The organism is Salmonella sp. 2020_1395 (assembly GCF_043848115.1).
GTDB lineage: Bacteria > Pseudomonadota > Gammaproteobacteria > Enterobacterales > Enterobacteriaceae > Salmonella > Salmonella enterica.
Genome location: NZ_JBCMFH010000008.1, coordinates 216,595 through 238,842 on the forward strand (window position 1 = coordinate 216,595; position 22,248 = coordinate 238,842).

A 22,248-nucleotide genomic window follows, 5' to 3' on the forward strand; every position below is an offset into this window, starting at 1 on the left:
CGCCCCTTAACGCGAAAGCGTATCTACAATGCCGACAACGGCGAGGTCGATGGCCTCATTTGGCCCGGAAAAAACGTGCCTGGCGCTGGAGCCGCCGCTGAGCAAAACCAGTTCGCCGACGCCCGCGCCGACGGAGTCCACGGCCACTTCATCGCCGGAGGTAGGCGAGGCGGGGAGTTCGCCATCGGCGCTGACCCGACGCACCAGCAGCAGCTTTTTCCCAATCAAAGAAGGTGATTTTTGCGTGGAGACAACCGCGCCCGTGACTCGTGCCAGATGCATGATTTACTCCTGCTTAATTAATTGAATATTCCGCGCATTGGCCGCGTCACGCGCCATGGCGGTCACGATGCATTTGCGGTGGACAACCACACGCCCCCGGCTTAGCAGCGCGACATCGCGATAGCTCAGCACCGAACCCGCATGCAGAACCAGCGGCAGTCCGTGCTCGTCGGTGAATACCAGCGGCAGACGAGCCAGTTTTTTTACCGGGATAACCGGCAGCAGCTGGCTGTGCAGGCTGAGCTGTACGCGGATGCCAAACGCCAGCGCGTCGTGAATTTTCCGGGCTGCGGCATCGTCGGTTTCTGCATCCGCAAGCTGACCCAGCAGCGGCAGGTCGACGAGCAGGATGCGCAGCGACGCGTGCTGACAGAACAGCGCTGGGCAGTCGGCATCGCGAAGTTGCGTAACGCTCAGCGTCGCCGTGCTTTGGGCACGGCGCTGCAGCCGGGAGACAATCTCCTCGACAATGCGCTGCAGGGTTTCGCCGTTCATCGCGGGCCTACCAGCCGGGCAAAGGCCTGCGGGTTATCGGCACCAGCGGCGTTGGCTTCATCGGTATCAATGTGCATTTCGAGGCGCATGTCCGGTGAAACGCGAATCGCCACGTTGTTGAAAATCAGCCCGCGATCGTCGCCTTCAATCGCCACTGAAACCATATCGCCGTGGGAAACCCGCAGGATCAGCGCATCAAGCGGCGACATATGGATATGCCGCTGCGCGACGATAACCCCGGAAGGCAGCTCCAGTTCGGCAAAGGGGCTGACCAGGCGGATGCCCGGCGTCCCCTTCAGGTTGCCGGACATTCTCAGCGGCGCGGCAATCCCCAGCGTTCTCGCATCGGTACGCGAAATTTCCACCTGGCTTACCGAGCGCAGCGGGCCGAGCAGGCGCACATTTTTGAGCTGCCCTTTCGGTCCCACCAGAGTGACGGTTTGCTCCGCGGCGTATTGTCCCGGCTGCAGCAGCGCTTTTTTCTCGCTGATGGGATGGCCGGGAAACAGCCGCTCATAATCCTGCGCGGACAGGTGGATATGACGGTTTGAGACGCCCAGAGGGATAGGCCGCAGGCGCATCTCATCAAGAACTTTACTGACCGTTGATTGCAGAAGCTCTTTATCCATTACGCTTCACCTCGCTTGCCGGAATGAATGCAAAGCGTACGAGGTTCGCCCTTCTGGCGCGGACATTTTGGATCCAGACACAGATTGCAGCTGACCAGTTCTGATTCCTGCGGGGCCTCTTCGGCTGGCGCTGCAGAAACGACATCAGCTATCTCTGACGCTTCAGGCTCAGGTTCAATGACGGAGGGGGGAGGCGTTTCTGCGAGCAGGATCCCTTCTCCGGGCCTGGCGATAACCTTGTGGGCCACCAGGCCATTCCGCTGTTCGGCGAAATGCGCACCGGTGGTGATGGCCGCCTGCACGGAGGCCACATCACCGGTAATTTTAATCACCATCCAGCCTGAACCATTGGTCTTTTCGAGGGCGAGCAGCGTGATAGAAGCGGATTTCGCCATGATATCGGCGCAGCTGATAGCCAGTGCCAGACCACAAACTTCAAGTAATCCCAGTGATTGCTTCACGCGGTGCTCCTTATTCGCCATCGATTAGGCTGATTTCGGTAAAATGGCCTCAACATCGCTGTGCGGACGCGGGATAACGTGGCAGGATTTCACTTCACCCACTACGCTTGCCGCCGCGCTGCCTGCATCTACGGCTGCTTTAACCGCGCCGACATCGCCGCGAACCATGACGGTAACCAGGCCAGAACCAATTTTTTCGTAGCCCACCAGCTGTACGTTGGCGGATTTAACCATTGCATCGGCGGCTTCAATGGCGCCGACCAGCCCTTTTGTTTCAACCAGTCCCAGTGCGTTATTCATACTGCCGTTCTCCTGTGATTAAGCATGGAGATCCCGAAAAGGGATCCCTTTGACCAGCCGTGCCGCGTTATTACCGGTATTGCGATGGGCCAGACTGTCCTGATGATGCATCAGCGTAAAAAGCGGCGCCGATGCGGGTAAATTCTTGTAATGTACGACCAGCGAGTGTCGATCGCAGGCAATGCCAACCAGCAGCGGTGAGCTACGCGCCGCCTGCCAGGCGCTGTCAACGACATCTCCAGCTGGATGATGCTGAAGCAGGAAAGGGATGCCTTCCTCTTCGATACCCAGCAGCACTTCGTGCCAGAGGCTGGCGCAGTCGTTGATAACGGTAATGACGATAGCCGGGGCGCTGTGATTACTGTCCATGCGCAAACTCCTTGTGCCAGGAGAGAATCAGGCCGGTGGCTACCGCGTTTCTTGGGCCTTCGCTGCCGCGAATATTTCCCCGCCCTGCGACCAGGCGGTAGTGCGCCAGCGCATCGGTGACCAACTGAGGAACTTCGAAATCCAGCGACGAGCCGCCGACCAGCACCACGAACGGAATATCGCGAATGTTGCCGGTTGGACTGACCTGACGCAGCGCGCGCAGGGCGTTGGTGACAAAGACGCGTTCTTTAGCGCTGCGGCGAATGGCGCGCACTTTTTCCAGCGCTAAGTCGCCGGGAAGCGGCACCAGTTCGTCCGGTTTCACCACGCAGACGCGGGCGAACACGGCGGGAGGCAGCGGCGTCGGGAAGAACTGGACGCTGCCGTCCTCGTGGCGTAAGTGGAACAGGCTTTCGACCTTAGCCAGCGGGTATTTTTTGATCTCTTCCGCCAGATAGCGGTCTTCCAGCCCCAGTTCGCGGGCAATAATCATCGTGACCATATCGCCTGCCCCGGCGAGATGGGTGGCGATGATTTTACCTTTAGGGTTGATGATGGAGGCATCGGTGGAGCCCGCGCCGAGGTCGAGGATCGCCAGCGGTCGGGTGGTACCCGGCGTGGTCAGCGCGCCCAGAATGGCAGCTTCAGCCTCAGCGCCGCCGATCTGCACGTCGATATTAAGCTTCTGCTCAATTTCACGGGCAATCATCGCCATCTGCAGACGGTCTGATTTCACCATCGAGGCGATGCCGACGGCCTGCTCCAGCGAGAACTCCCCGGCCAGACCGCCGGTGACGCTCACCGGAACCGAGGTGTCAACGGCCAGAAGATCCTGAATGAAAACCTCACTGCTCGGCTTATTGGTTAGCTCGGCCATGGTCTGGCGCACGTGCTCCAGCATGCCGCCGATATTGGTCCCGGCCTCGCCGGTGACGTTGTCGAGCTTGCCGCAGCCGTCCACCGCTTTCATGATAGCTTCGGCACCGGCGGCAACATCCACGCGCACGGTACGACCCTGCGCCTGCAGCTCCAGGTTACCGGCGGGTATCGCACGAGCTTTGACGTCGCCGGATGGCGTTTTAACCACCACGGCGGAACGGTTGCCGATCAGCGCGCGCGCCATCGGGACGATGTTTTTCGTCTCATCGGCGTTGAGATTAAACACGGTGGCGATGCCGTAAGGGTTAGAGAGGGTTTCGATAACCTTCCCCGGCACGGCGACTTCAATCGCCGCCAGCATCCCCAGCGGAATGCGGTCGATGTACAGAACTTCGTCAACGATCGGCAGCGATTTTTCCAGCCGGTTGCTGACCAGTACGCCATCGTCGCGCTGCAAAATGACGCCGGTAATCTGGTATCCGGCGCGCATTGAGGCGTTGATAACATTGGCGATATCGGCAAAATCAAAGGCTGACGATACCACCAGAATATAGGACGAGTCCGCCGGGCGGGTTAACAGCTCCTCCGGCGTAATCGTGATACCCACACCAAGGCCTGCTCCGCCCGGCGTTTTTGGGTTATGGCCGATCATTGTCGATTCGGTGATGATGGTTTCGGTAATGGTTTCCATCGCCACATCGCCAATCACCGGCGTGGCTTCGTTAATGCGGATGAGCGAAATATCGCTGACATTGATCCCCGCGCGCTTTGCGACGAGGGCGAGCGCTTCCTGAATGCCGAACACGTTACGCAACGTGCCTTTGATCCCGGTCGTTTCCGCCAGCGCGCTGTGGGTGATTGTCAGCGCGCCAGCCTCATCTTGCCGCGCCAGTGCGACTTCCGTCGATGAGTTGCCGATATCAATGCCAGCTATATATCGCATCACATACCCCTGTAATTAATCGTCGCCTTTGAGTTTTTTACGCTCAACGTACAGCCCTGCCGCTTCACGAACGAAAGCTGCGCAAATCTTTGCCTGATAACGGTTTTCGAGATCGTCGGCGATAGCGAGCAGCTCTTCTTTCGTTGAACGATACGGACGAAGGGCGTTGTAGATTTCAAGAATGCGGTCATCCGGTACCGCGGTCAGTTCGGCGGCGCGTTCGAAGTTCATCGCCAGCCGGTCGCGGCCCGCATCTTTGGCGATAGACGCCTGTAAGCGCAGGGTTTCCGGGGTAATACGCATATCCTGAGCGGTGACTTTATTGCTCAGCACGTTTTCCAGCGTAAAGTCGTCCAGCGTTTTATTGGTGGCGGTTTTCACCCATTCCGGGTGTTTGTTCGCCAGCGGGTAGTCGCTGACCTTTGCGCTGCGGGACGTGCCGCCTGCCGCAGGAGCCGCTGCTGGCGCATCGCCCTGCAGGCTGTTCATGCGGCTCAATACGTCCCGAACCATCGATTCAATTGCGTCGGTATTCATGGAGTTATCCTTTATCAAAGCGCCACGCGCAGTTCCTGCGGGTTTTTGCCCGTCACGACGTACTTGGTCTCTTTAATGTGCAAAATGGCCGACTTTGCCTGGTACTTCGGGCGTGCCATCTGGTCATTGAGCGTAGGAACCGGCTGCGGTGATTCGCGTTTCGCATAACGGGCGGCGTTTTTACCAATCTGACGGTAGGTTTCCAGCGTCAGCAGCGGTGCCTGCGGGAACAGCTCCAGGTTGGAGAGCGGCGGTAGCCCCTGCTGGTGGATAACCGTAGTACCTTTCGACTGGATGCCGATGGAGATGCCGGATCCGCTCAGGCGGTTACCTTCAACGGCGACGAACGCCACGTCGGAAGATTTAAAGCAGCGAATCACGCGCGCCTTGATGCCTTCTTCTTCAATACCGGCAATGACTTCGCGCAGAATGCTCTTATGCGGTAAGCCGACGATATTGACGGTTTGCGCCAGGCCAAATGCCGGGCCGACGGCGATAATGACTTCGTCCTGCTGAGTGCCCTGGCGCGCTTCGCCCACTTCGGTCAGAAAGCCGTCGCCCGCAGGCGCAGCGGTCTGTGGTGCTGTGGATGCCGCAGGCGCATTAAACGAGACGGGTTTATCGCTGCCCTTCATATCGCGGAGCACGTCTTCAATTATCTGGCGCAGCAATTTTTCATTAATTTCCATTTCTCACCCCTTAATCAATCTCGTTGGGATCAAGAGCGCCAGGGATGTTTTTAATCTCTTCCCAGCGTTCTCCCTGCAGGCGATAACCTGTTGCCGGACCGGCATAGTCATTGACGTCATTAACCGCAGAGAGCACTTGTCCGTCGCCGACGATAATGGCGGAGGTGTGCAAATAGTCGCCGGTTAGCTTGGCTTTCTGGATGTTGAGCATGTCCTGGGCCACGTCGGTAAACCCGCCCTGCGCCAGCGCTTTAACGACTTCCAGACCGTTGCGGTTTTTATTGATGATTTCCTGGGCGAACTTGATGTCTTCGACGATGTTACGCTCCGGCATATCTTTCGAACCGTGGGCATAGGTCGCGGCTTCAACTTCTTCATCGGTAATCGGCGGTAGTCCCATTCCGGCAAACACGGCCTGCAGCGCGCGGGCGGCTTTGTTACGGATGGCGATAACGTCCTCTTCGCGAACCGGGCGCAGACCACCGTCCACTTTCAGGTCACGCTGGATAACGTTGTAGTCGTCAAAGTCTTCCGCATCTTCGTTGGAACCGGCGAACATGTTGTCGTAGTTCGGCACCGCGGAATAACCGGAGGAGATAAAGTCGGTACCCGGCAGGAACTGCATCAGCAGGCGCGCGGTACGACGCATATCGGAGTGGGTGAAGGTCTGGTCGTTACTGGAGGCGCATTCCAGATCCAGCGACGAGCAGATCAGGTTTTCCGCCAGCACGGCACGAATGCCTGACGGCACGGCAGACGGTACGCCGATACAGCTTACGGAGCCGTTTTGCAGCCCCTGAACGCCCGCGGCTTTGGTGATATAGATGCAGCGCGCTTCCAGATACAGCATGGATTTGCCTTCGGCGTAGCCCATCTGCACTTCGGAGCCAGAACCGGAGGTGAAGCGCATTTTCAGGCCGCGAGAGGCGTAGGAAGAGGCTAAGAAGCCCTTCGACCATGGTGTATCGTCACCGTCGGTGAAGACCGGCTCGGTGCCGTAAACGGAGATGGTTTCGGCGTAGCAGGTGTGGCCCAGCATGCCGAGCTTCAGCTCGGTGGCTTCTTCCAGCGAGCACTGCGTCAGTACGCCCGGACGACCAACCTGAGAGCCGACCAACAGCGCGATGGCGTTGAACGGCGCGTAGCGTGCTACCGCAACCGTGGTTTCTTGTTCGTCAAACCCGCGCCATGCGCCTTCGGCGGCGTCGGCGGCGATTTGCACCGGGTTGTCTTTAACGTTGGTGACGTGCGCCTGCTGAGACGGCGTGCGGCGAGCGCGCATTTTCTGCATCGACATCATCATTTCGACGACGTTCATATGCGAAACCACTTCAACAATTTTCGCCGGGGTCATGGCGGTGGTCAGCGGGACGATTTCGCTGCGCTTGACGTTCGGATCGCAGAGCATGTTAGCCAGCTTGACCGAATCCATCGCCATCACTTCTTCGGCGCGGTTCAGGTTGATGCCGTAGCGGGCGATAAAGTGGTCGATCAGGTCGAATTCGCTAACCGGTTTTCCGTCCAGCTCGGTTACCGCGCCGTTAACGATTTTTATCGACGGTTTTGGGTCGTTCGGGCTTTCCATTGCGATAAAGCCTTCTTCGATCCACTCCTTAACAAAGCCGTCCTGATTCACAGGGCGTTTCGCCAGTGCTTCAAATCTTTTCGATCTCATGAATCAGCCTCGTGGGTATCAGATGTAGGACGGGCGATCGTTTTTCGGTTCAGAACCGAGGGTCGCAAGGACGGTTTTGCCGATTTCGCGGGCGGAGGTCACCGCCTGACGGACCGCGCCGGAGTCGCCGGAAATCACCAGAATGGCTTCGTTACTAAAGCTGGTGCCGTGCGCCGGAGAGCTGTACGCCACGACTTCAACGTTGGCTGACTTCAGGGCGGTATCGGCCATCAGTACGCCGACGGAAGCCGGAGCGCCGACGATGACGCCGCAGGCACGGCCAATCGGCGCGCCGAACGCTTTTTCCAGCGCGTAGCTGGCGCGAGCGGTGTACTGCAGCTCGATATGCCCGGCTTCGTTGCCGTAAACATCACCGAAGGTGCGGTCCAGCTCTTTCAGCGCGACTTCGATACCGCGCTTGACGTCGGATACATCGTTACCGCCTAAAATAATCAGCGAACCGTGGCCCGCTCCGCCTTTGGTATCGCGCGGCAGCTCAATGCTGACCACTTCGGTGTTGGTGGCTTTCACCGCTTCGTCCGCCGCCATAATGTGCGGGCCTGCGCCGGTGCGGGCGCCGAGAATGCCGATGGAACGATAGCGCTTCTCAAGCTTCATCGCGTCCAGCAGGGCGGTATCGACGTTGGCGATAACCAGGCCCAGGGTATCGCCAATGGCGGTCCCGACAAATTCCGTTAAACTGCAGCTTTTTTCTGCCATAGCCGTCTCTCGTATAGGTTGGGGTTGACCAGGGATGGCCTGTTGTTCCGGCGTTGCCACACGGGCAATCACCTGCGCCATGATCTGTTCCACCAGCTCATTGCTGCTCATTGGCTAATTCCCTTCGGTAAGATTTTTTCTACATCGGTGTGAGGGCGTGGGATGACGTGTACGGCTTTCACTTCACCCACGTTGCGTGCGGCTGCGGCACCTGCATCGGTGGCCGCTTTGACCGCGCCAACATCGCCGCGCACGATGACGGTTACCAGCCCGGAGCCAATCTTTTCATAGCCCACTAACATCACATTGGCTGACTTAACCATTGCATCAGCGGCCTCTATGGCTGCGGTTAAGCCTTTGGTTTCTACCATTCCTAGTGCTTCTTGTTGCATAAAGACCTCGCATGGAGTGTTCCGATAGTTGGGACTATAAGAAGATGCGAGGAAAAAGAATGGCTGACTTGCTGCTGAGCATCAGAAAATAATGGGAAAGCAATATGACTAAATTGCCTTTTGTTTTTATAACTCATTGATAATTAACATTTAATTTATTATCATCTATATGATTATTTTGTTTTTATTATTTCATTTTTACATTTTTGTTAGTGACGAGAGTATTTTTATTTGATATGGCGAAAGACGCAAAATGTGATGTTTATTCGAAATTGATAAGTTGGTTTGTGCAATATTTTATTATTTCAACAGGCGTATTTTATAGCTCAAATTTCCCGTGTGATGGGCTGATAAAAATATCGGAAAAGCAAAATTTTGCTATCGCAACACGATTTTTCCGGAAGGCAGGCCCGCAGGTTGCCAACAATTTACAGGCGGCACTTTTTATAGTGAGGTTAGCTGTACTCTACCGCCAGCCGAAACTTGCGCTGGCCAGGACACGAACTTTGCTCAGAAGGTGTCACATGAATGATTCTCTAAAGGCGCAATGTGGTGCGGAATTTTTAGGCACCGGACTCTTTTTGTTTTTTGGTATCGGTTGTTTGAGCGCACTCAAAGTCGCAGGCGCCAGCCTCGGATTATGGGAGATTTGCATTATTTGGGGGCTTGGAATTTCACTGGCCGTTTACCTTACTGCCGGAATCTCCGGCGGACATCTTAACCCTGCGGTGACGATTGCGCTGTGGCTGTTTGCCTGCTTCCCCAAACAGAAAGTATTGCCTTATATTATTGCCCAGTTTGCCGGCGCTTTTGGCGGCGCTCTGCTGGCGTATGTGCTTTATAGTAGCCTTTTTACTGAATTTGAGACTGCGCATCATATGGTGCGCGGTAGCGTCGAAAGTTTGCAATTAGCCAGCATTTTCAGTACCTATCCGGCCGCAGCGCTAAATGTATGGCAGGCTGCGTTGGTGGAAGTGGTCATTACGTCGATTCTGATGGGCATGATCATGGCATTGACGGATGATGGCAATGGCATTCCTAAAGGGCCGCTTGCGCCTTTGCTTATTGGGATACTGGTTGCCGTTATCGGCGCGTCTACTGGACCCCTTACCGGTTTTGCAATGAACCCGGCGCGTGATTTCGGTCCCAAACTGTTCACATGGTTAGCGGGGTGGGGAAACATGGCGATGAGCGGTGGGCGAGAGATCCCTTATTTTATCGTGCCGATTGTCGCGCCTGTTATCGGCGCCTGTGCCGGAGCAGCCATATATCGCTATTTTATTGGTAAGAATTTACCTTGTAACCGCTGTGAACTGTAAGGAAATGCGAACCAGATTCACAGCAATGATGTATCGTAAAAACAGGTGAGATAATTTCGTGATCTGCTTTCACGAACTGATCAAAACGTCTCCCAGCAATGGGAGACTTTTGATATTGTCATTGTACTTTTTATCAGGGCCAGGATAATGGTAATAAAAAGTGAATGTAAATAATGTGTTTTGTTTATAACAATAAATTAACTGAGGGGTTTTATCATGATTTCTGCGAGCGCTCTGAACTCAGAACTCATTAATAAAATCGCACAGGATTTTGCACAAGCCACCGGTCTGGCGGTTGTGGTTGTCAATATTCATGGTGATGAAATATCTGAGCTATTCAATTTCACGCCGTTTTGTCAGTTGATGCGGCAGCATCCCCAGCATAGTACACGTTGTCGTATGAGCGATCGCTGCGGGGGACTGGAGGCATCGAAGTCCGATCAACCCTGTATTTATCGTTGTCATGCAGGTCTAACGGATTTTTCTATTCCGCTGGTAATCGCAGGGCATTTAGTTGGCTTTGTTTTATGCGGGCAGGTTCGTTTAAGTAATGACGTGGAGCTGGTAAACATTCTTAATGTTGACGATCGCTGGCAGGCTGATCCTGAGCTCTTGAATGAATTTCGGAATGTGCCAGAGATGGACTATTCACGCGTTATCGCTTCCGCCGATCTTCTTAAACTGATAGTTGAGAATTGCCTGAAAAAACAGCTCAATTTCGTGGTTATCAAAGACAATCCGCAGCAATCTGAGGCAAATAAAACCACTCGTGGCCCCACTCCGCATGACAGTAAAATGAAAAAAGCGCTTCGCTATATTGATGCGCATTTGTCCGACGATCTTCGTCTTGAGGATGTCGCCTCACATGTCTATCTCAGCCCCTATTACTTCAGTAAGCTATTCAAGAAATATCAGGGAATCGGATTTAATGCGTGGGTAAACCGCCAGAGAATGGTTAGCGCCAGAGAATTGCTTTGCCATAGTGACTGGAGTATTGCCAGTATTGCGCGTAATTTAGGCTTTTCGCAAACCAGCTATTTTTGCAAAGTCTTCCGCCAGACCTATCAGGTTACGCCGCAGGCTTATCGCCAGCAGATAAATGAGAATTCTCATCCTCCATCGTTATGAATAGCAATATTTTGCTATTGCCGATTTTTGATAGTCTTTTGTATCTTAATCATTTCAGAAAGAAAATTTATCTGGTATAACAATAAATTGTCATAGCGCAACAAAATAATAAAATTTAGGGCATAAACTGCACCAGTTTTTATTTTTGTGATGAAGTACAGTGTCAGGAAAGATAAGTTTTATTACGCTTTGTCGATACGTTTTATCGTCAATATACCGGTAAGGATGAGTAGATTAACGTCAGATGAGCAACCGCTCAGGCTATTGCTCACAGAAATGTAAAACGTAGCACATTATTAATTGTCGTTATGGGTGTGCCGTACAGCCATAACGTAAACCAACAGGTTTGCCACATTTGTGGTAGGGAAGGGGGTGAAAATCCCCCGCAGCCCCCGCTGCTGTGATGCTGACGACCCCGTAAAGACCACTGATCGCAAGATTGGGAAGGACGGGCGAGGAGGACGCTAAGCCAGAAGACCTGCCTGTCGGTGATAACCAACAACTTCGGTGGGAAGTGGGTTGCGAAGACGCGTACAGTCGAAAGACTGAACATGCGCGTACCTGTATACCCCTACCACCCTGAACAGGATCAGGGTAATGGCGGCAAGGCATCACGCATTTATTCTTGCAGGCACAGGAAGCGGTTGCGGCAAAACCACGGTGACGCTTGGTTTGTTGAGGCTGCTGCAAAAACGCGCGCTGCGCGTACAGCCGTTTAAAGTTGGGCCAGATTACCTTGATACCGGCTGGCATACCGCTATCTGTGGCGTGGCGTCCCGTAATCTTGACAGTTTCATGCTTCCTCCTCCTGTTCTCAACGCCTTATTTTGCGAACAAATGCGGCAGGCGGATATCGCTGTCATTGAAGGGGTCATGGGGCTGTATGACGGCTATGGCGTCGACCCCAATTACTGCAGCACAGCCGCGATGGCCAAACAGCTTGGTTGCCCGGTCATCCTACTGGTGGACGGCAAGGCTGTTTCAACGTCGCTTGCGGCTACCGTTATGGGATTTCAGCACTTCGACCCGACCCTCAACCTCGCGGGCGTGATTGTGAATCGCGTCACTAGCGACGCCCACTATCAGCTCCTCAAAAATGCCATTGAACATTATTGCTCACTGCCGGTACTGGGGTATGTCCCTCCTTGCGACGGCGTCGCATTACCTGAACGCCACCTGGGGTTGATTACCGCCAGAGAATCCCTCGTCAATCAGCAATCATGGCATGATTTTGCCGCCTCGCTGGAACAAACAGTGGATGTGGATGCGCTACTCTCGCTGAGCGTGTTATCAGCGCTTCCGACGGGAATGTGGCCTGAGCGCCCCGATAACACAGCGGGGGCAGGGCTGACGCTTGCTCTGGCGGATGATGAGGCCTTTAACTTTTATTACCCCGATAACATCGATTTGCTGGAGCGCGCCGGCGTTAACATTGTGCGTTTTAGCCCACTGCATGACCGCGCATTGCCTGATTGTCAGATGATCTGGCTGGGCGGTGGATATCCTGAATTATACGCCGCGGATCTGGCGGCAAATACGGCGATGTTAAAACATTTGCGGGCGGCGCATCAGCGCGGCGTGGCGATTTACGCGGAGTGTGGTGGTCTGATGTATCTGGGGAGCACTCTGGAGGATAGCGGTGGGGAAATTCATCAGATGGCGAATATTATCCCCGGTCACAGCAAAATGGGTAAGCGACTTACCCGCTTTGGTTACTGTGAGGCGCAGGCTATGCAGCCAACGCTATTGGCGGTGCCTGGCGAGATAGTGCGCGGCCATGAATTTCACTACTCAGATTTTATTCCCGAAACACCCGCCGTTATGGCCTGTCGTAAGGTTCGCGATGGTCGCGTGTTACAGGAATGGGCTGGCGGCTGGCAGACAGGCAACACGTTTGCCAGCTATCTGCACGTCCATTTCGCCCAGCGTCCGGAAATGTTGCAGCACTGGCTGGCGGCGGCGAGGCGCGTATTATGACGATTCTTGCCTGGTGTATCGCCTGGGTGCTGGATTTTATCATCGGCGACCCTCAACACTGGCCCCATCCGGTACGCTGGATAGGTCGTTTAATCACGTTTGTGCAGCGTATTGTGCGTCGCTATTGTCCCGGCGATAAAGCGCTGCGGATTGGCGGCGGCGTAATGTGGGTTGTGGTTGTCGGGGCGACCTGGGGCGTGGCATGGGGCGTACTGGCGCTGGCGCAGCGGATTCACCCCTGGTTTGGCTGGAGCGTCGAAGTCTGGATGATCTTTACCACGCTGGCCGGACGCTCTCTGGCCCGTGCCGCGCAGGAGGTTGAACGACCGTTACGGGAGAACGACCTTGCGGAAAGCCGAATAAAACTCTCCTGGATCGTCGGGCGCGATACGTCGCAACTTCAGCCAGCGCAGATCAATCGCGCCGTGGTGGAAACGGTTGCAGAAAACACCGTTGACGGCATTATCGCGCCGCTCTTTTTCCTCTTTCTCGGCGGCGCGCCGCTGGCGATGGCCTACAAAGCCGTCAATACCCTGGATTCAATGGTGGGCTACAAACATGAAAAATACCGGGCGATTGGTATGGTCAGCGCCCGTATGGACGACGTAGCGAACTATCTTCCTGCCCGACTGAGCTGGCTGTTGCTGGGCATTGCGGCAGGACTGTGTCGCCTGAGTGGTTGGCGGGCGCTGCGTATTGGCTGGCGTGACCGTTATAACCACAGTAGCCCAAATTGCGCCTGGTCGGAAGCGTGTGTGGCCGGCGCCTTAGGTATCCAGCTCGGTGGCCCAAATAACTACTTTGGCGAGCGTGTGGACAAGCCCTGGATAGGCGACGCGCAGCGCGATATTTCCGTGGACGATATTTCCCTAACGATTCGATTGATGTGGGTCGCTTCAACCCTGGCGCTGGCGCTGTTTATTGCGGCGCGGTGCGGGTTATCTGGCGTGGCCTGAGGACGACAGTATGCATTATATCCAGCAGCCCCAAACCATTGAGGCCAACAGTTTCACCATTATTAGCGACATTATTCGCGAAACGCGTCCTGATTACCGTTTCGCCAGTCCGCTCCATGAGGCCATTATCAAGCGGGTTATTCATACCACCGCCGATTTCGACTGGCTGGACATTTTGTGGTTCTCTGCCGATGCCCTGGAGCAGCTTTGTGATGCGTTACGCCATCCGTGCATTATTTATACCGATACCACGATGGCGCTGTCCGGCATTAATAAAAGATTACTGGCGACGTTTGGCGGCGAGTGTCGCTGTTATATCAGCGATCCGCGCGTGGTGCGTGCCGCAAAAACGCAGGGGATTACCCGTTCAATGGCCGCCGTCGATATCGCTATCGCCGAGGAGGAGAAAAACAAGCTCTTTGTTTTCGGTAATGCGCCGACGGCCCTGTTCCGTTTGCTTGAACATAACGTGACGGTGAGCGGCGTGGTGGGCGTACCGGTAGGCTTTGTCGGCGCGGCAGAGTCCAAAGAGGCGCTCACCCATAGTCATTTTCCCGCGGTTGCCGCGTTAGGGCGTAAAGGCGGCAGTAACGTGGCTGCCGCTATCGTCAATGCGCTGCTCTATCACCTCCGGGAGGCCTGATGGGCGAGCTTTCTTTTGACGCGCCGGTCTGGCACCACGGTAAAGCGTTACGTAAAGGATATACCACCGGTTCCTGCGCGACGGCGGCGGCAAAAGTCGCCGCGCTGATGGTATTGCGTCAACATCTGATTCATCAGGTCTCCATCGTCACGCCGTCGGGCGTCACGCTATGCCTGAACGTGGAGTCGCCGCACATTGAAGGCCAGCAGGCGATAGCCGCAATTCGTAAAGATGGCGGCGATGACGTGGATGCCACGCACGGAATGCTGATTTTTGCCCGCGTTACGCTCAACGACAGCGGTGAGATTACGCTCACTGGCGGCGAAGGTATTGGTACGGTAACGCGTAAAGGGATTGGACTGCCGCTCGGGAGCGCCGCCATCAATCGTACGCCGCGCCATACCATTGAGTCAGCGGTGCGCGAAGCGATAGGCCCGGCGCGTGGGGCCGATGTGGAGATTTTTGCCCCGGAAGGCGAAGCGCGGGCGCAAAAAACGTATAACTCGCGGCTTGGCATTCTTGGCGGCATTTCCATTATTGGCACTACCGGCATTGTGACGCCGATGTCGGAAGAAAGCTGGAAACGCTCGCTATCGCTGGAACTGGAGATCAAACGGGCGTCAGGATTAACGCGGGTGATACTCGTGCCGGGCAACCACGGCGAACGGTTTGTTCGCGAACAAATGGGCGTCGACACACAGGCAGTCGTCACCATGAGCAATTTTGTCGGCTACATGATTGAAGAGGCGGTACGGCTGGGATTTTGCCAGATAGTGCTGGTGGGTCATCCTGGAAAATTGATCAAAATCGCCGCCGGGATCTTTCATACCCATAGCCATATTGCCGATGCGCGCATGGAAACGCTGGTCGCGCATTTAGCTTTACTGGGCGCGCCGCTGGAGTTACTCACCCTGGTCAGCGATTGCGATACCACCGAAGCGGCAATGGAGCACATTGAAGCATATGGCTTCGGGCATATCTATAACCATCTTGCCAGGCGTATTTGTTTGCGAGTCATGCAGATGCTGCGTTTTACCAAAACGCCGCCTGTCTGCGACGCCATCCTGTTTTCTTTTGATAACCATATTCTCGGCAGTAATCGTCCCGTCGACGAGATTGCTAAGGAGCTGCAATGCTAACGGTCGTGGGAATGGGGCCCGCTGGACGGCATTTGATGACGCCTGCGGCGCTGGAAGCGATAGACCACGCCGATGCGCTGGCAGGCGGTAAACGCCATTTGGAGCAGTTTCCGGCGTTTGGCGGCGAACGATTTACGCTGGGCGCGGATATTGGCGCGTTGTTGTCATGGATTGCCGCCCGTCGGGATAAAGGGATCGTGGTGCTGGCCTCCGGCGATCCGCTGTTTTATGGCATCGGTACACGCCTGGTGGCGCATTTTGGTATCGAACAGGTTCGCATTATCCCTGGCATCAGCGCCGTACAGTATCTGTGCGCACAGGCTGGAATTGATATGAATGACATGTGGTTGACCAGTAGCCACGGTCGTTGCGTCAGCTTCGAGCAGGTAGCGAACCATCGCAAAGTGGCGATGGTCACGGATGCCCGCTGCGGGCCGCGAGAAATCGCGCGGGAACTGGTCGCGCGCGGTAAAGGGCATCGCTTAATGGTGATTGGTGAAAATCTGGCGATGGAAAATGAGCGGATCCACTGGCTACCCGTCAGTGCGGTCAACGCCGACTATGAAATGAATGCAGTGGTGATCCTGGATGAAAGATGAGCTTTTTCTGCGCGGCGAGAACGTGCCAATGACCAAAGAGGCGGTACGGGCGCTGGCACTGTCGAAACTTGAGCTCCACCGCGCCAGTCACCTGATTGACGTCGGGGCGGGAACGGGAAGCGTCTCAATTGAAGCGGCGCTGCAATTTCCTTCGTTGCAGGTGACGGCTATCGAGCGTAATCCTGCCGCGCTACGGCTGCTTGATGAGAATCGTCAGCGCTTTGCCTGCGGCAATATCGATATTCTCCCCGGCGAGGCGCCAATGACCATAACCGGGAAAGCCGATGCGGTGTTTATGGGCGGCAGCGGCGGGCATCTGACGGCGCTGATTGACTGGGCGATGGGCCATCTGCATCCCGGTGGCCGTCTGGTGATGACCTTTATCTTGCAGGAAAACCTCCATAGCGCGCTGGCGCATCTTGCGCACATCGGCGCATGCCGAATGGACTGTGTACAGCTTCAGCTTTCATCGTTAACGCCGCTGGGGGCGGGACACTATTTCAAACCGAACAACCCTGTTTTTGTTATCGCCTGTCAGAAGGAAGAAAACCATGTCAGAGACATTTGATCCACGCTGTGTATGGTTCGTCGGCGCCGGGCCGGGCGATCGCGAGCTGATCACGCTTAAAGGCTACCGCCTGCTGCAACAGGCGCAGATAGTTATCTATGCCGGTTCGCTGATCAATACCGAACTGCTGGATTACTGCCCCGCGCAGGCAGAACGCTACGACAGCGCCGAACTGCATCTTGAGCAGATTATCGAGCTGATGGCTGCGGGCGTGAAAGCGGGAAAAACGGTGGTGCGGTTGCAAACGGGCGATGTCTCGCTGTACGGCTCCGTACGTGAGCAAGGCGAAGAGTTAACCCGCCGTGGTATCGACTGGCAGGTAGTGCCTGGCGTCAGCGCGTTTCTCGGCGCTGCGGCGGAGCTGGGTGTGGAGTATACCGTACCGGAGGTATCGCAGAGTCTCATTATTACCCGTCTGGAAGGGCGCACGCCAGTACCGGCGCGCGAACAACTGGAGGCGTTCGCCAGTCACCAGACGTCAATGGCGATTTATCTTTCCGTTCAGCGTATTCATCGGGTGGCGGAACGTCTCATTGCCGGCGGTTATCCGGCAACTACGCCTGTCGCAGTCATCTATAAGGCTACCTGGCCGGAAAGCCAGACCGTTCGCGGCACGTTAGCGGATATTAGCGACAAAGTACGTGATACTGGCATCCGTAAGACGGCGCTAATCCTGGTCGGGAATTTTCTGGGTAAGGAGTATCACTACTCAAGACTTTATGCAGCGGACTTTAGCCATGAATACCGTAAAGCCTGAATCCATTGCGTTGTTTTGCCTGACGCCCGGCGGTGTGGCGCTGGCAAAGAGACTCGCCGCGATGCTGCCGTTAACCTGCTTTACCAGTGAAAAACTGCGGGAAGAGGGATTTATTCCCTTCGATGGCGGATTCGCTAATACCGCCCGGCAGGCTTTTACCACTTATACCGCGCTTATTTTTATCGGCGCGACCGGCATTGCCGTTCGTGTCCTGGCGCCGTTAGTGAACGACAAGTTCAGCGATCCGGCGGTGGTCGTCATTGATGAACGTGGTCAGCATGTCATTAGCCTGCTTTCCGGTCATGCGGGCGGGGCCAATGCCTTGACGCGCTACCTGGCAGGAATGTTAGGCGCCGATCCGGTGATTACCACGGCAACGGATGTCAATGAGATGTCCGCGTTGGACACCTTAGCTTTCCAGCTTAACGCCCGCATGACCGATCTTCGCACGGCGGTAAAAACCGTTAACCAGATGTTGGTCAGTCATCAACGTGTAGGGTTATGGTGGGATGCCGAACTAACGGAAGAGATCGGCCAGTGTGATATTCGCGGTTTTATCCCTGTTGATGATTTGCAGCGGCTGCCTGAACTGGATGCGCTTATCTGCGTCTCTTTGCGTAATGACCTCCCTGAGCTTCCCGTACCGCACTGGAAACTGGTGCCCCAGCGTGTGGTGGCGGGAATTGGCTGTCGCCGCGATACGCCATTTCCCCTGTTAGCGACATTACTGGCGCGCCAGCTTGAAGCGCAGAAACTCGATCCGCTGGCGTTAAAAGCGATTGGCAGCGTCACGCTCAAAAAAGGGGAGCCGGGGCTTATTCAGCTCGCCTCCTGCTGCCGCGTGCCTTTTAAAACCTTTACCGCCGAAGCGTTGCGCGAATTCGAACACCATTTTCCCGGTTCTGGCTTCGTCAGAAAAACGGTGGGCGTTGGCAGCGTATCCGGCCCGGCTGCGTGGTTATTAAGCCAGGGACAATTGTTAGGCGAGACCCTGCGAGAACAGGGCGTCACTATTACTTTAGGAGTTGCACACTGATGTTGAGCGTAATTGGTATTGGCCCCGGTTCGCAGGCAATGATGACGATGGAGGCGATTGAGGCGCTTCAGGCGGCGGAAATCGTTGTGGGCTACAAAACCTATACCCATCTGGTTAAAGCATTCACCGGCGACAAACAGGTGATCAAGACCGGCATGTGTAAGGAAATTGAACGCTGCCAGGCGGCTATTGAACTGGCGCAGGCCGGGCATAACGTAGCGCTCATCAGCAGCGGCGACGCCGGTATTTACGGCATGGCGGGTCTGGTGCTGGAACTGGTCGGCAAGCAAAAACTGGACGTCGAGGTGCGGCTCATTCCTGGCATGACCGCCAGCATCGCCGCCGCCTCGCTGCTGGGCGCGCCGCTGATGCATGACTTCTGCCATATCAGCCTCAGCGACCTGCTGACCCCGTGGCCGGTGATTGAAAAACGCATCGTTGCCGCCGGAGAGGCAGACTTTGTTATCTGTTTTTACAACCCGCGCAGCCGCGGGCGCGAAGGGCATCTGGCGCGCGCGTTTGACCTGCTTGCCGCCAGTAAAAGCGCGCAAACGCCGGTTGGCGTGGTGAAATCCGCCGGGCGTAAGAAAGAGGAAAAATGGCTGACCACCCTGGGGGAGATGGATTTTGAACCCGTCGATATGACCAGTCTGGTCATCGTTGGTAATAAAACGACCTATGTTCAGGATGGGCTGATGATCACGCCGCGAGGTTACACGCTGTGAATGAGGGGGAGGTGCTGGTGGTGGGCGGCACCAGCGATGCGCGCGCGTTATGCCGACAACTGGATGCGGCGAACGTCGCGTACACCTTATCCGTGGCGACGCCGACCGGCCAGCAGCTGGCTGGCGACATTAAAGGACAGGTGCGCTGTGGTCGTCTGGAGTACGGGCAGATGGTCGCCTGGCTAAAAGAAAATCGTACTCGCTGGGTAATAGATGCATCGCATCCTTATGCAGAAATGGTCAGCCATAACCTCCTTCGCGCCTGTGAAACGGCGGGCGTGTTGTTAAGTCGTTATCAGCGCCCGGAGCAGCTTAGCAATCTGACACATCCGCTTCTCTATACGGCGCGTAGTATTGCCGATGCCTGCGAGATAGCGAGGCATTTTGGTCCGCGCGTGTTACTGACGACCGGCAGTAAAGATCTGGCCGTCTGGCGTGCCGGGCTGGCGGAAAAAACGTTGCTGGCGCGCGTACTGCCCGTGGCGGATGTGATTCAACGCTGCAGCGAACTGGGGTTCGGCGTTGGAGAAATTTTCGCACTGTGTGGGCCGTTCAGCGCTGATTTTAACGCCGCGTTTTACCACCAGTGCCGGGCCGACGTGGTCATTACCAAAGCGTCCGGCGCGGAGGGGGGATATCAGGAAAAAGTTCAGCCCTGTCTGGATGCGGGCATTCCCTGCATCGTTATTGCGCGCCCGACGCCGCTTGTGACGGGTGATGAGTTACTGGAAAGCCAGGCCGCCTTTGCGCAGCGTTTATCGCGCTGGCTGGCCGCAGCTAAGGAGTAAAAATGAAAAAAGCGCTTCTGGTAGTCAGTTTTGGCACCAGCTATCACGACACCTGTGAAAAAAACATTGTGGCGTGCGAACGTGATCTGGCGGCGTCCTGTCCCGATCGCGACCTGTTTCGCGCCTTCACTTCCGGAATGATCATTCGCAAGCTTCGCCAGCGTGACGGTATCGACATCGATACGCCATTACAGGCTTTGCAAAAGCTTGCCGCACAGGGATATCAGGACGTGGCGATTCAGTCGTTGCACATTATTAACGGCGACGAATATGAAAAAATTATCCGTGAAGTACAACTCTTGCGTCCGTTATTCACTCGCCTGACGCTGGGCGTGCCGCTGTTGAGCAGCCATAACGATTATGTGCAGCTAATGCAGGCGTTGCGACAACAGATGCCATCGCTCAGACAAACGGAGAAAGTCGTTTTTATGGGCCACGGCGCCAGCCATCACGCATTCGCAGCTTATGCCTGTCTCGATCATATGATGACCGCGCAGCGCTTTCCGGCGCGCGTCGGCGCCGTAGAAAGCTACCCGGAGGTCGACATCCTGATCGACAGCCTGCGTGACGAAGGCGTCACCGGCGTACATTTGATGCCATTAATGCTGGTGGCGGGCGATCACGCCATTAATGATATGGCTTCAGACGACGGCGACTCATGGAAAATGCGCTTTAACGCGGCGGGCATTCCGGCGACGCCGTGGCTGAGCGGGCTGGGAGAAAACCCGGCTATCCGGGCGATGTTTGTCGCGCATTTGCACCAGGCGCTGAACATGGCGGTAGAGGAGGCGGCATGAACGGTAAATTATACGCATTAAGTACCGGGCCAGGCGCGCCCGACCTGATAACCGTCCGCGCAGCGCGGATTCTTGGCTCGCTGGACATTCTGTATGCGCCCGCCGGTCGTAAGGGGGGCGATAGTCTGGCGCTGTCGATTGTGCGCGACTATCTCGGCGAGCAGACGGAAGTACGTTGTTGCCATTTCCCTATGAGCGCTGACGGCGCCGAGAAAGAAGCGGTCTGGAACGAGGTTGCCGCCGCGCTTACCGCAGAGGTGGAAGCGGGTAAACAGGTCGGTTTTATTACCCTGGGCGATGCGATGCTATTCAGTACCTGGATTTTTTTACTCCAGCGAATCGGCTGCCCGGAGTGGCTGGAGATTGTCCCCGGCGTCACGTCCTTCGCCGCGATAGCCGCCCGCGCGAAAATGCCGCTCGCCATAGAACAGCAATCGCTGGCGGTTATTTCTTGTACCGCGCCGGAAGCGGAAATAGCCCAGGCGCTACAACAGCATGATAGCCTGGTGTTGATGAAAGTGTATGGCCGGTTCGCCCGTATTAAAGCTTTGCTGGCGCAGGCTGGTCTGCTGGAATGCGCCTTAATGATGTCCGAGGCCACACTGCCCGGCGAGCAGTGCTGGCGCCATCTCCACGAGGTCAACGATGATCGACCGTTGCCCTATTTTTCGACCATTCTGGTCAATAAACAGTGGGAGTATGCAGAATGAAACTTGAACAGCAGCTTCGACAGTTGTCTTTCAGTGGACTGGCTGCAGCGCTATTGCTGATGGTTGTCCCGCAACAGGCGTTTGCGATGCATATCATGGAGGGCTTTTTACCGCCAGTGTGGGCGCTGGCCTGGTGGTTACTGTTTTTACCCTGCTTGTGGTATGGGCTGGTGCGCTTACGGCGTATTGTGCAGGAGGATAATCATCAGAAGGTACTGCTGGCGCTGTGCGGCGCGTTTATTTTTGTCCTGTCCGCGCTCAAAATTCCGTCGGTAACGGGGAGTTGTTCACATCCGACCGGCGTTGGTCTGGCGGTTATCTTGTTCGGGCCCGGGGTGGTGGCGATTCTCGGCGCGGTTGTGCTGTTGTTTCAGGCGCTATTGCTGGCGCACGGCGGCCTGACGACGCTTGGCGCAAATGGAATGTCGATGGCGGTGATTGGCCCGGTTGTCGGTTATCTGGTGTGGAAAATGGCCTGCCGTGCCGGACTGCGCCGTGATGTCGCCGTTTTTCTGTGCGCGATGCTGGCGGATTTGGCGACCTATTTTGTGACTTCAGTCCAGCTTGGCGTTGCGTTTCCCGATCCCCATGCCGGAGCGACAGGGTCTGTTGTGAAGTTTATGGGGATTTTCTGCCTCACACAGATTCCTGTCGCCATTGCCGAAGGTTTATTAACCGTCATGATTTATGACCAGTTAACCAAACGGCAAGTGATTACCGTACAAGGACATTAAA

27 protein-coding genes and 1 riboswitch are annotated in these 22,248 nt (G+C 55.7%); of the genes, 15 read left to right on the forward strand and 12 right to left on the reverse strand.

Translation table 11 applies throughout. From position 1 onward, the window contains the following. Window positions 1-6: 6 nt before the first annotated feature. The 12 genes from pduN to pduA are packed head-to-tail and all read right to left on the reverse strand — an operon-like array spanning window position 7 to window position 8,371. A complete protein-coding gene (gene pduN / locus ACH0WD_RS15185; protein WP_000549825.1) occupies window positions 7-282 on the reverse strand; it encodes a propanediol utilization microcompartment protein PduN in 276 nt (91 codons plus the stop codon). A 3-nt stretch (window positions 283-285) separates the two neighbouring features. Next, window positions 286-777: a propanediol utilization microcompartment protein PduM gene (gene pduM / locus ACH0WD_RS15190; protein ID WP_001012966.1), complete on the reverse strand. Its 492-nt coding sequence runs from the start codon at window positions 775-777 to the stop codon at window positions 286-288. Continuing rightward, window positions 774-1,406, reverse strand: a complete 633-nt coding sequence (locus ACH0WD_RS15195; protein ID WP_000356726.1) for a phosphate propanoyltransferase — start codon at window positions 1,404-1,406, stop codon at window positions 774-776. Before ACH0WD_RS15195 ends, pduM begins: the two co-directional genes overlap by 4 nt. Beyond that, entirely contained in the window at window positions 1,406-1,888 is a 483-nt protein-coding gene (gene pduK / locus ACH0WD_RS15200) for a propanediol utilization microcompartment protein PduK (protein WP_001284381.1), read from the reverse strand. Before pduK ends, ACH0WD_RS15195 begins: the two co-directional genes overlap by 1 nt. A gap of 3 nt (window positions 1,889-1,891) precedes the next feature. Next, window positions 1,892-2,167: a propanediol utilization microcompartment protein PduJ gene (gene pduJ / locus ACH0WD_RS15205; RefSeq protein WP_001057755.1), complete on the reverse strand. Its 276-nt coding sequence runs from the start codon at window positions 2,165-2,167 to the stop codon at window positions 1,892-1,894. 18 nt (window positions 2,168-2,185) lie between these two features. Then, the gene (pduH, locus tag ACH0WD_RS15210; RefSeq protein WP_000377964.1) at window positions 2,186-2,536 is read right to left on the reverse strand and encodes a propanediol dehydratase reactivase beta subunit PduH; all 351 of its coding nucleotides are present in this window, start codon (window positions 2,534-2,536) and stop codon (window positions 2,186-2,188) included. After that, window positions 2,526-4,358, reverse strand: coding sequence for a propanediol dehydratase reactivase alpha subunit PduG (gene pduG / locus ACH0WD_RS15215; RefSeq protein ID WP_001268871.1), 1,833 nt, complete (start codon window positions 4,356-4,358; stop codon window positions 2,526-2,528). The genes pduH and pduG overlap by 11 nt, the downstream gene beginning before the upstream one ends. Before the next feature lie 15 nt (window positions 4,359-4,373). Next, the gene (gene pduE, locus ACH0WD_RS15220; RefSeq protein WP_001090597.1) at window positions 4,374-4,895 is read right to left on the reverse strand and encodes a propanediol dehydratase small subunit PduE; all 522 of its coding nucleotides are present in this window, start codon (window positions 4,893-4,895) and stop codon (window positions 4,374-4,376) included. A gap of 14 nt (window positions 4,896-4,909) precedes the next feature. Then, window positions 4,910-5,584 carry a propanediol dehydratase medium subunit PduD gene (gene pduD, locus ACH0WD_RS15225; RefSeq protein WP_000405048.1) on the reverse strand — a complete coding sequence of 225 codons (675 nt, stop codon included), beginning with the start codon at window positions 5,582-5,584 and terminating at the stop codon, window positions 4,910-4,912. A gap of 10 nt (window positions 5,585-5,594) precedes the next feature. Continuing rightward, on the reverse strand, window positions 5,595-7,259 hold the full coding sequence (pduC, locus tag ACH0WD_RS15230; RefSeq protein ID WP_001256899.1) for a propanediol dehydratase large subunit PduC: 1,665 nt from the start codon (window positions 7,257-7,259) through the stop codon (window positions 5,595-5,597). Between the two features lie 18 nt (window positions 7,260-7,277). Then, window positions 7,278-8,090, reverse strand: a complete 813-nt coding sequence (gene pduB / locus ACH0WD_RS15235; protein ID WP_000097500.1) for a propanediol utilization microcompartment protein PduB — start codon at window positions 8,088-8,090, stop codon at window positions 7,278-7,280. Then, window positions 8,087-8,371 (reverse strand): propanediol utilization microcompartment protein PduA, encoded by a 285-nt coding sequence (pduA, locus tag ACH0WD_RS15240; RefSeq protein WP_001183618.1) that lies wholly within the window; start codon window positions 8,369-8,371, stop codon window positions 8,087-8,089. The genes pduB and pduA overlap by 4 nt, the downstream gene beginning before the upstream one ends. Window positions 8,372-8,895: 524 nt before the next feature. Here pduA and pduF point away from each other — a divergent pair. The 15 genes from pduF (at window position 8,896) to cbiM (ending at window position 22,247) form a co-directional block, all read left to right on the forward strand. Beyond that, the gene (pduF, locus tag ACH0WD_RS15245) at window positions 8,896-9,690 is read left to right on the forward strand and encodes a propanediol diffusion facilitator PduF (RefSeq protein ID WP_001000023.1); all 795 of its coding nucleotides are present in this window, start codon (window positions 8,896-8,898) and stop codon (window positions 9,688-9,690) included. A gap of 216 nt (window positions 9,691-9,906) precedes the next feature. After that, a complete protein-coding gene (gene pocR, locus ACH0WD_RS15250; RefSeq protein WP_000622326.1) occupies window positions 9,907-10,818 on the forward strand; it encodes a regulatory protein PocR in 912 nt (303 codons plus the stop codon). A gap of 325 nt (window positions 10,819-11,143) precedes the next feature. Continuing rightward, window positions 11,144-11,319, forward strand: a riboswitch (cobalamin riboswitch). Between the two features lie 96 nt (window positions 11,320-11,415). Then, window positions 11,416-12,795 carry a cobyrinate a,c-diamide synthase gene (locus ACH0WD_RS15255; protein ID WP_000741255.1) on the forward strand — a complete coding sequence of 460 codons (1,380 nt, stop codon included), beginning with the start codon at window positions 11,416-11,418 and terminating at the stop codon, window positions 12,793-12,795. Beyond that, window positions 12,792-13,751, forward strand: coding sequence for an adenosylcobinamide-phosphate synthase CbiB (cbiB, locus tag ACH0WD_RS15260; RefSeq protein ID WP_000153653.1), 960 nt, complete (start codon window positions 12,792-12,794; stop codon window positions 13,749-13,751). Before ACH0WD_RS15255 ends, cbiB begins: the two co-directional genes overlap by 4 nt. A 10-nt stretch (window positions 13,752-13,761) precedes the next feature. Beyond that, entirely contained in the window at window positions 13,762-14,394 is a 633-nt protein-coding gene (locus ACH0WD_RS15265; protein WP_000558987.1) for a cobalt-precorrin-8 methylmutase, read from the forward strand. Then, entirely contained in the window at window positions 14,394-15,533 is a 1,140-nt protein-coding gene (gene cbiD / locus ACH0WD_RS15270; RefSeq protein WP_000504293.1) for a cobalt-precorrin-5B (C(1))-methyltransferase CbiD, read from the forward strand. The genes ACH0WD_RS15265 and cbiD overlap by 1 nt, the downstream gene beginning before the upstream one ends. Beyond that, window positions 15,527-16,132, forward strand: coding sequence for a cobalt-precorrin-7 (C(5))-methyltransferase (locus ACH0WD_RS15275; RefSeq protein ID WP_000958847.1), 606 nt, complete (start codon window positions 15,527-15,529; stop codon window positions 16,130-16,132). The genes cbiD and ACH0WD_RS15275 overlap by 7 nt, the downstream gene beginning before the upstream one ends. Further along, window positions 16,122-16,700: a decarboxylating cobalt-precorrin-6B (C(15))-methyltransferase gene (locus ACH0WD_RS15280; protein WP_000650985.1), complete on the forward strand. Its 579-nt coding sequence runs from the start codon at window positions 16,122-16,124 to the stop codon at window positions 16,698-16,700. Before ACH0WD_RS15275 ends, ACH0WD_RS15280 begins: the two co-directional genes overlap by 11 nt. Further along, window positions 16,684-17,457, forward strand: a complete 774-nt coding sequence (locus ACH0WD_RS15285) for a cobalt-precorrin-4 methyltransferase (protein ID WP_000004860.1) — start codon at window positions 16,684-16,686, stop codon at window positions 17,455-17,457. Before ACH0WD_RS15280 ends, ACH0WD_RS15285 begins: the two co-directional genes overlap by 17 nt. Beyond that, window positions 17,438-18,493, forward strand: coding sequence for a cobalt-precorrin 5A hydrolase (cbiG, locus tag ACH0WD_RS15290; RefSeq protein ID WP_001098923.1), 1,056 nt, complete (start codon window positions 17,438-17,440; stop codon window positions 18,491-18,493). Before ACH0WD_RS15285 ends, cbiG begins: the two co-directional genes overlap by 20 nt. Further along, window positions 18,493-19,218: a precorrin-3B C(17)-methyltransferase gene (locus ACH0WD_RS15295; RefSeq protein WP_000953639.1), complete on the forward strand. Its 726-nt coding sequence runs from the start codon at window positions 18,493-18,495 to the stop codon at window positions 19,216-19,218. Before cbiG ends, ACH0WD_RS15295 begins: the two co-directional genes overlap by 1 nt. Beyond that, entirely contained in the window at window positions 19,215-20,006 is a 792-nt protein-coding gene (locus tag ACH0WD_RS15300; RefSeq protein ID WP_001001990.1) for a cobalt-precorrin-6A reductase, read from the forward strand. Before ACH0WD_RS15295 ends, ACH0WD_RS15300 begins: the two co-directional genes overlap by 4 nt. Before the next feature lie 2 nt (window positions 20,007-20,008). Further along, window positions 20,009-20,803: a sirohydrochlorin cobaltochelatase gene (locus ACH0WD_RS15305; protein WP_000709775.1), complete on the forward strand. Its 795-nt coding sequence runs from the start codon at window positions 20,009-20,011 to the stop codon at window positions 20,801-20,803. Further along, window positions 20,800-21,513 carry a cobalt-factor II C(20)-methyltransferase gene (locus ACH0WD_RS15310; RefSeq protein WP_001013548.1) on the forward strand — a complete coding sequence of 238 codons (714 nt, stop codon included), beginning with the start codon at window positions 20,800-20,802 and terminating at the stop codon, window positions 21,511-21,513. Before ACH0WD_RS15305 ends, ACH0WD_RS15310 begins: the two co-directional genes overlap by 4 nt. Continuing rightward, window positions 21,510-22,247 carry a cobalt ECF transporter S component CbiM gene (gene cbiM, locus ACH0WD_RS15315; RefSeq protein WP_000764336.1) on the forward strand — a complete coding sequence of 246 codons (738 nt, stop codon included), beginning with the start codon at window positions 21,510-21,512 and terminating at the stop codon, window positions 22,245-22,247. The genes ACH0WD_RS15310 and cbiM overlap by 4 nt, the downstream gene beginning before the upstream one ends. The last annotated feature ends 1 nt before the right edge of the window (window position 22,248 follow it).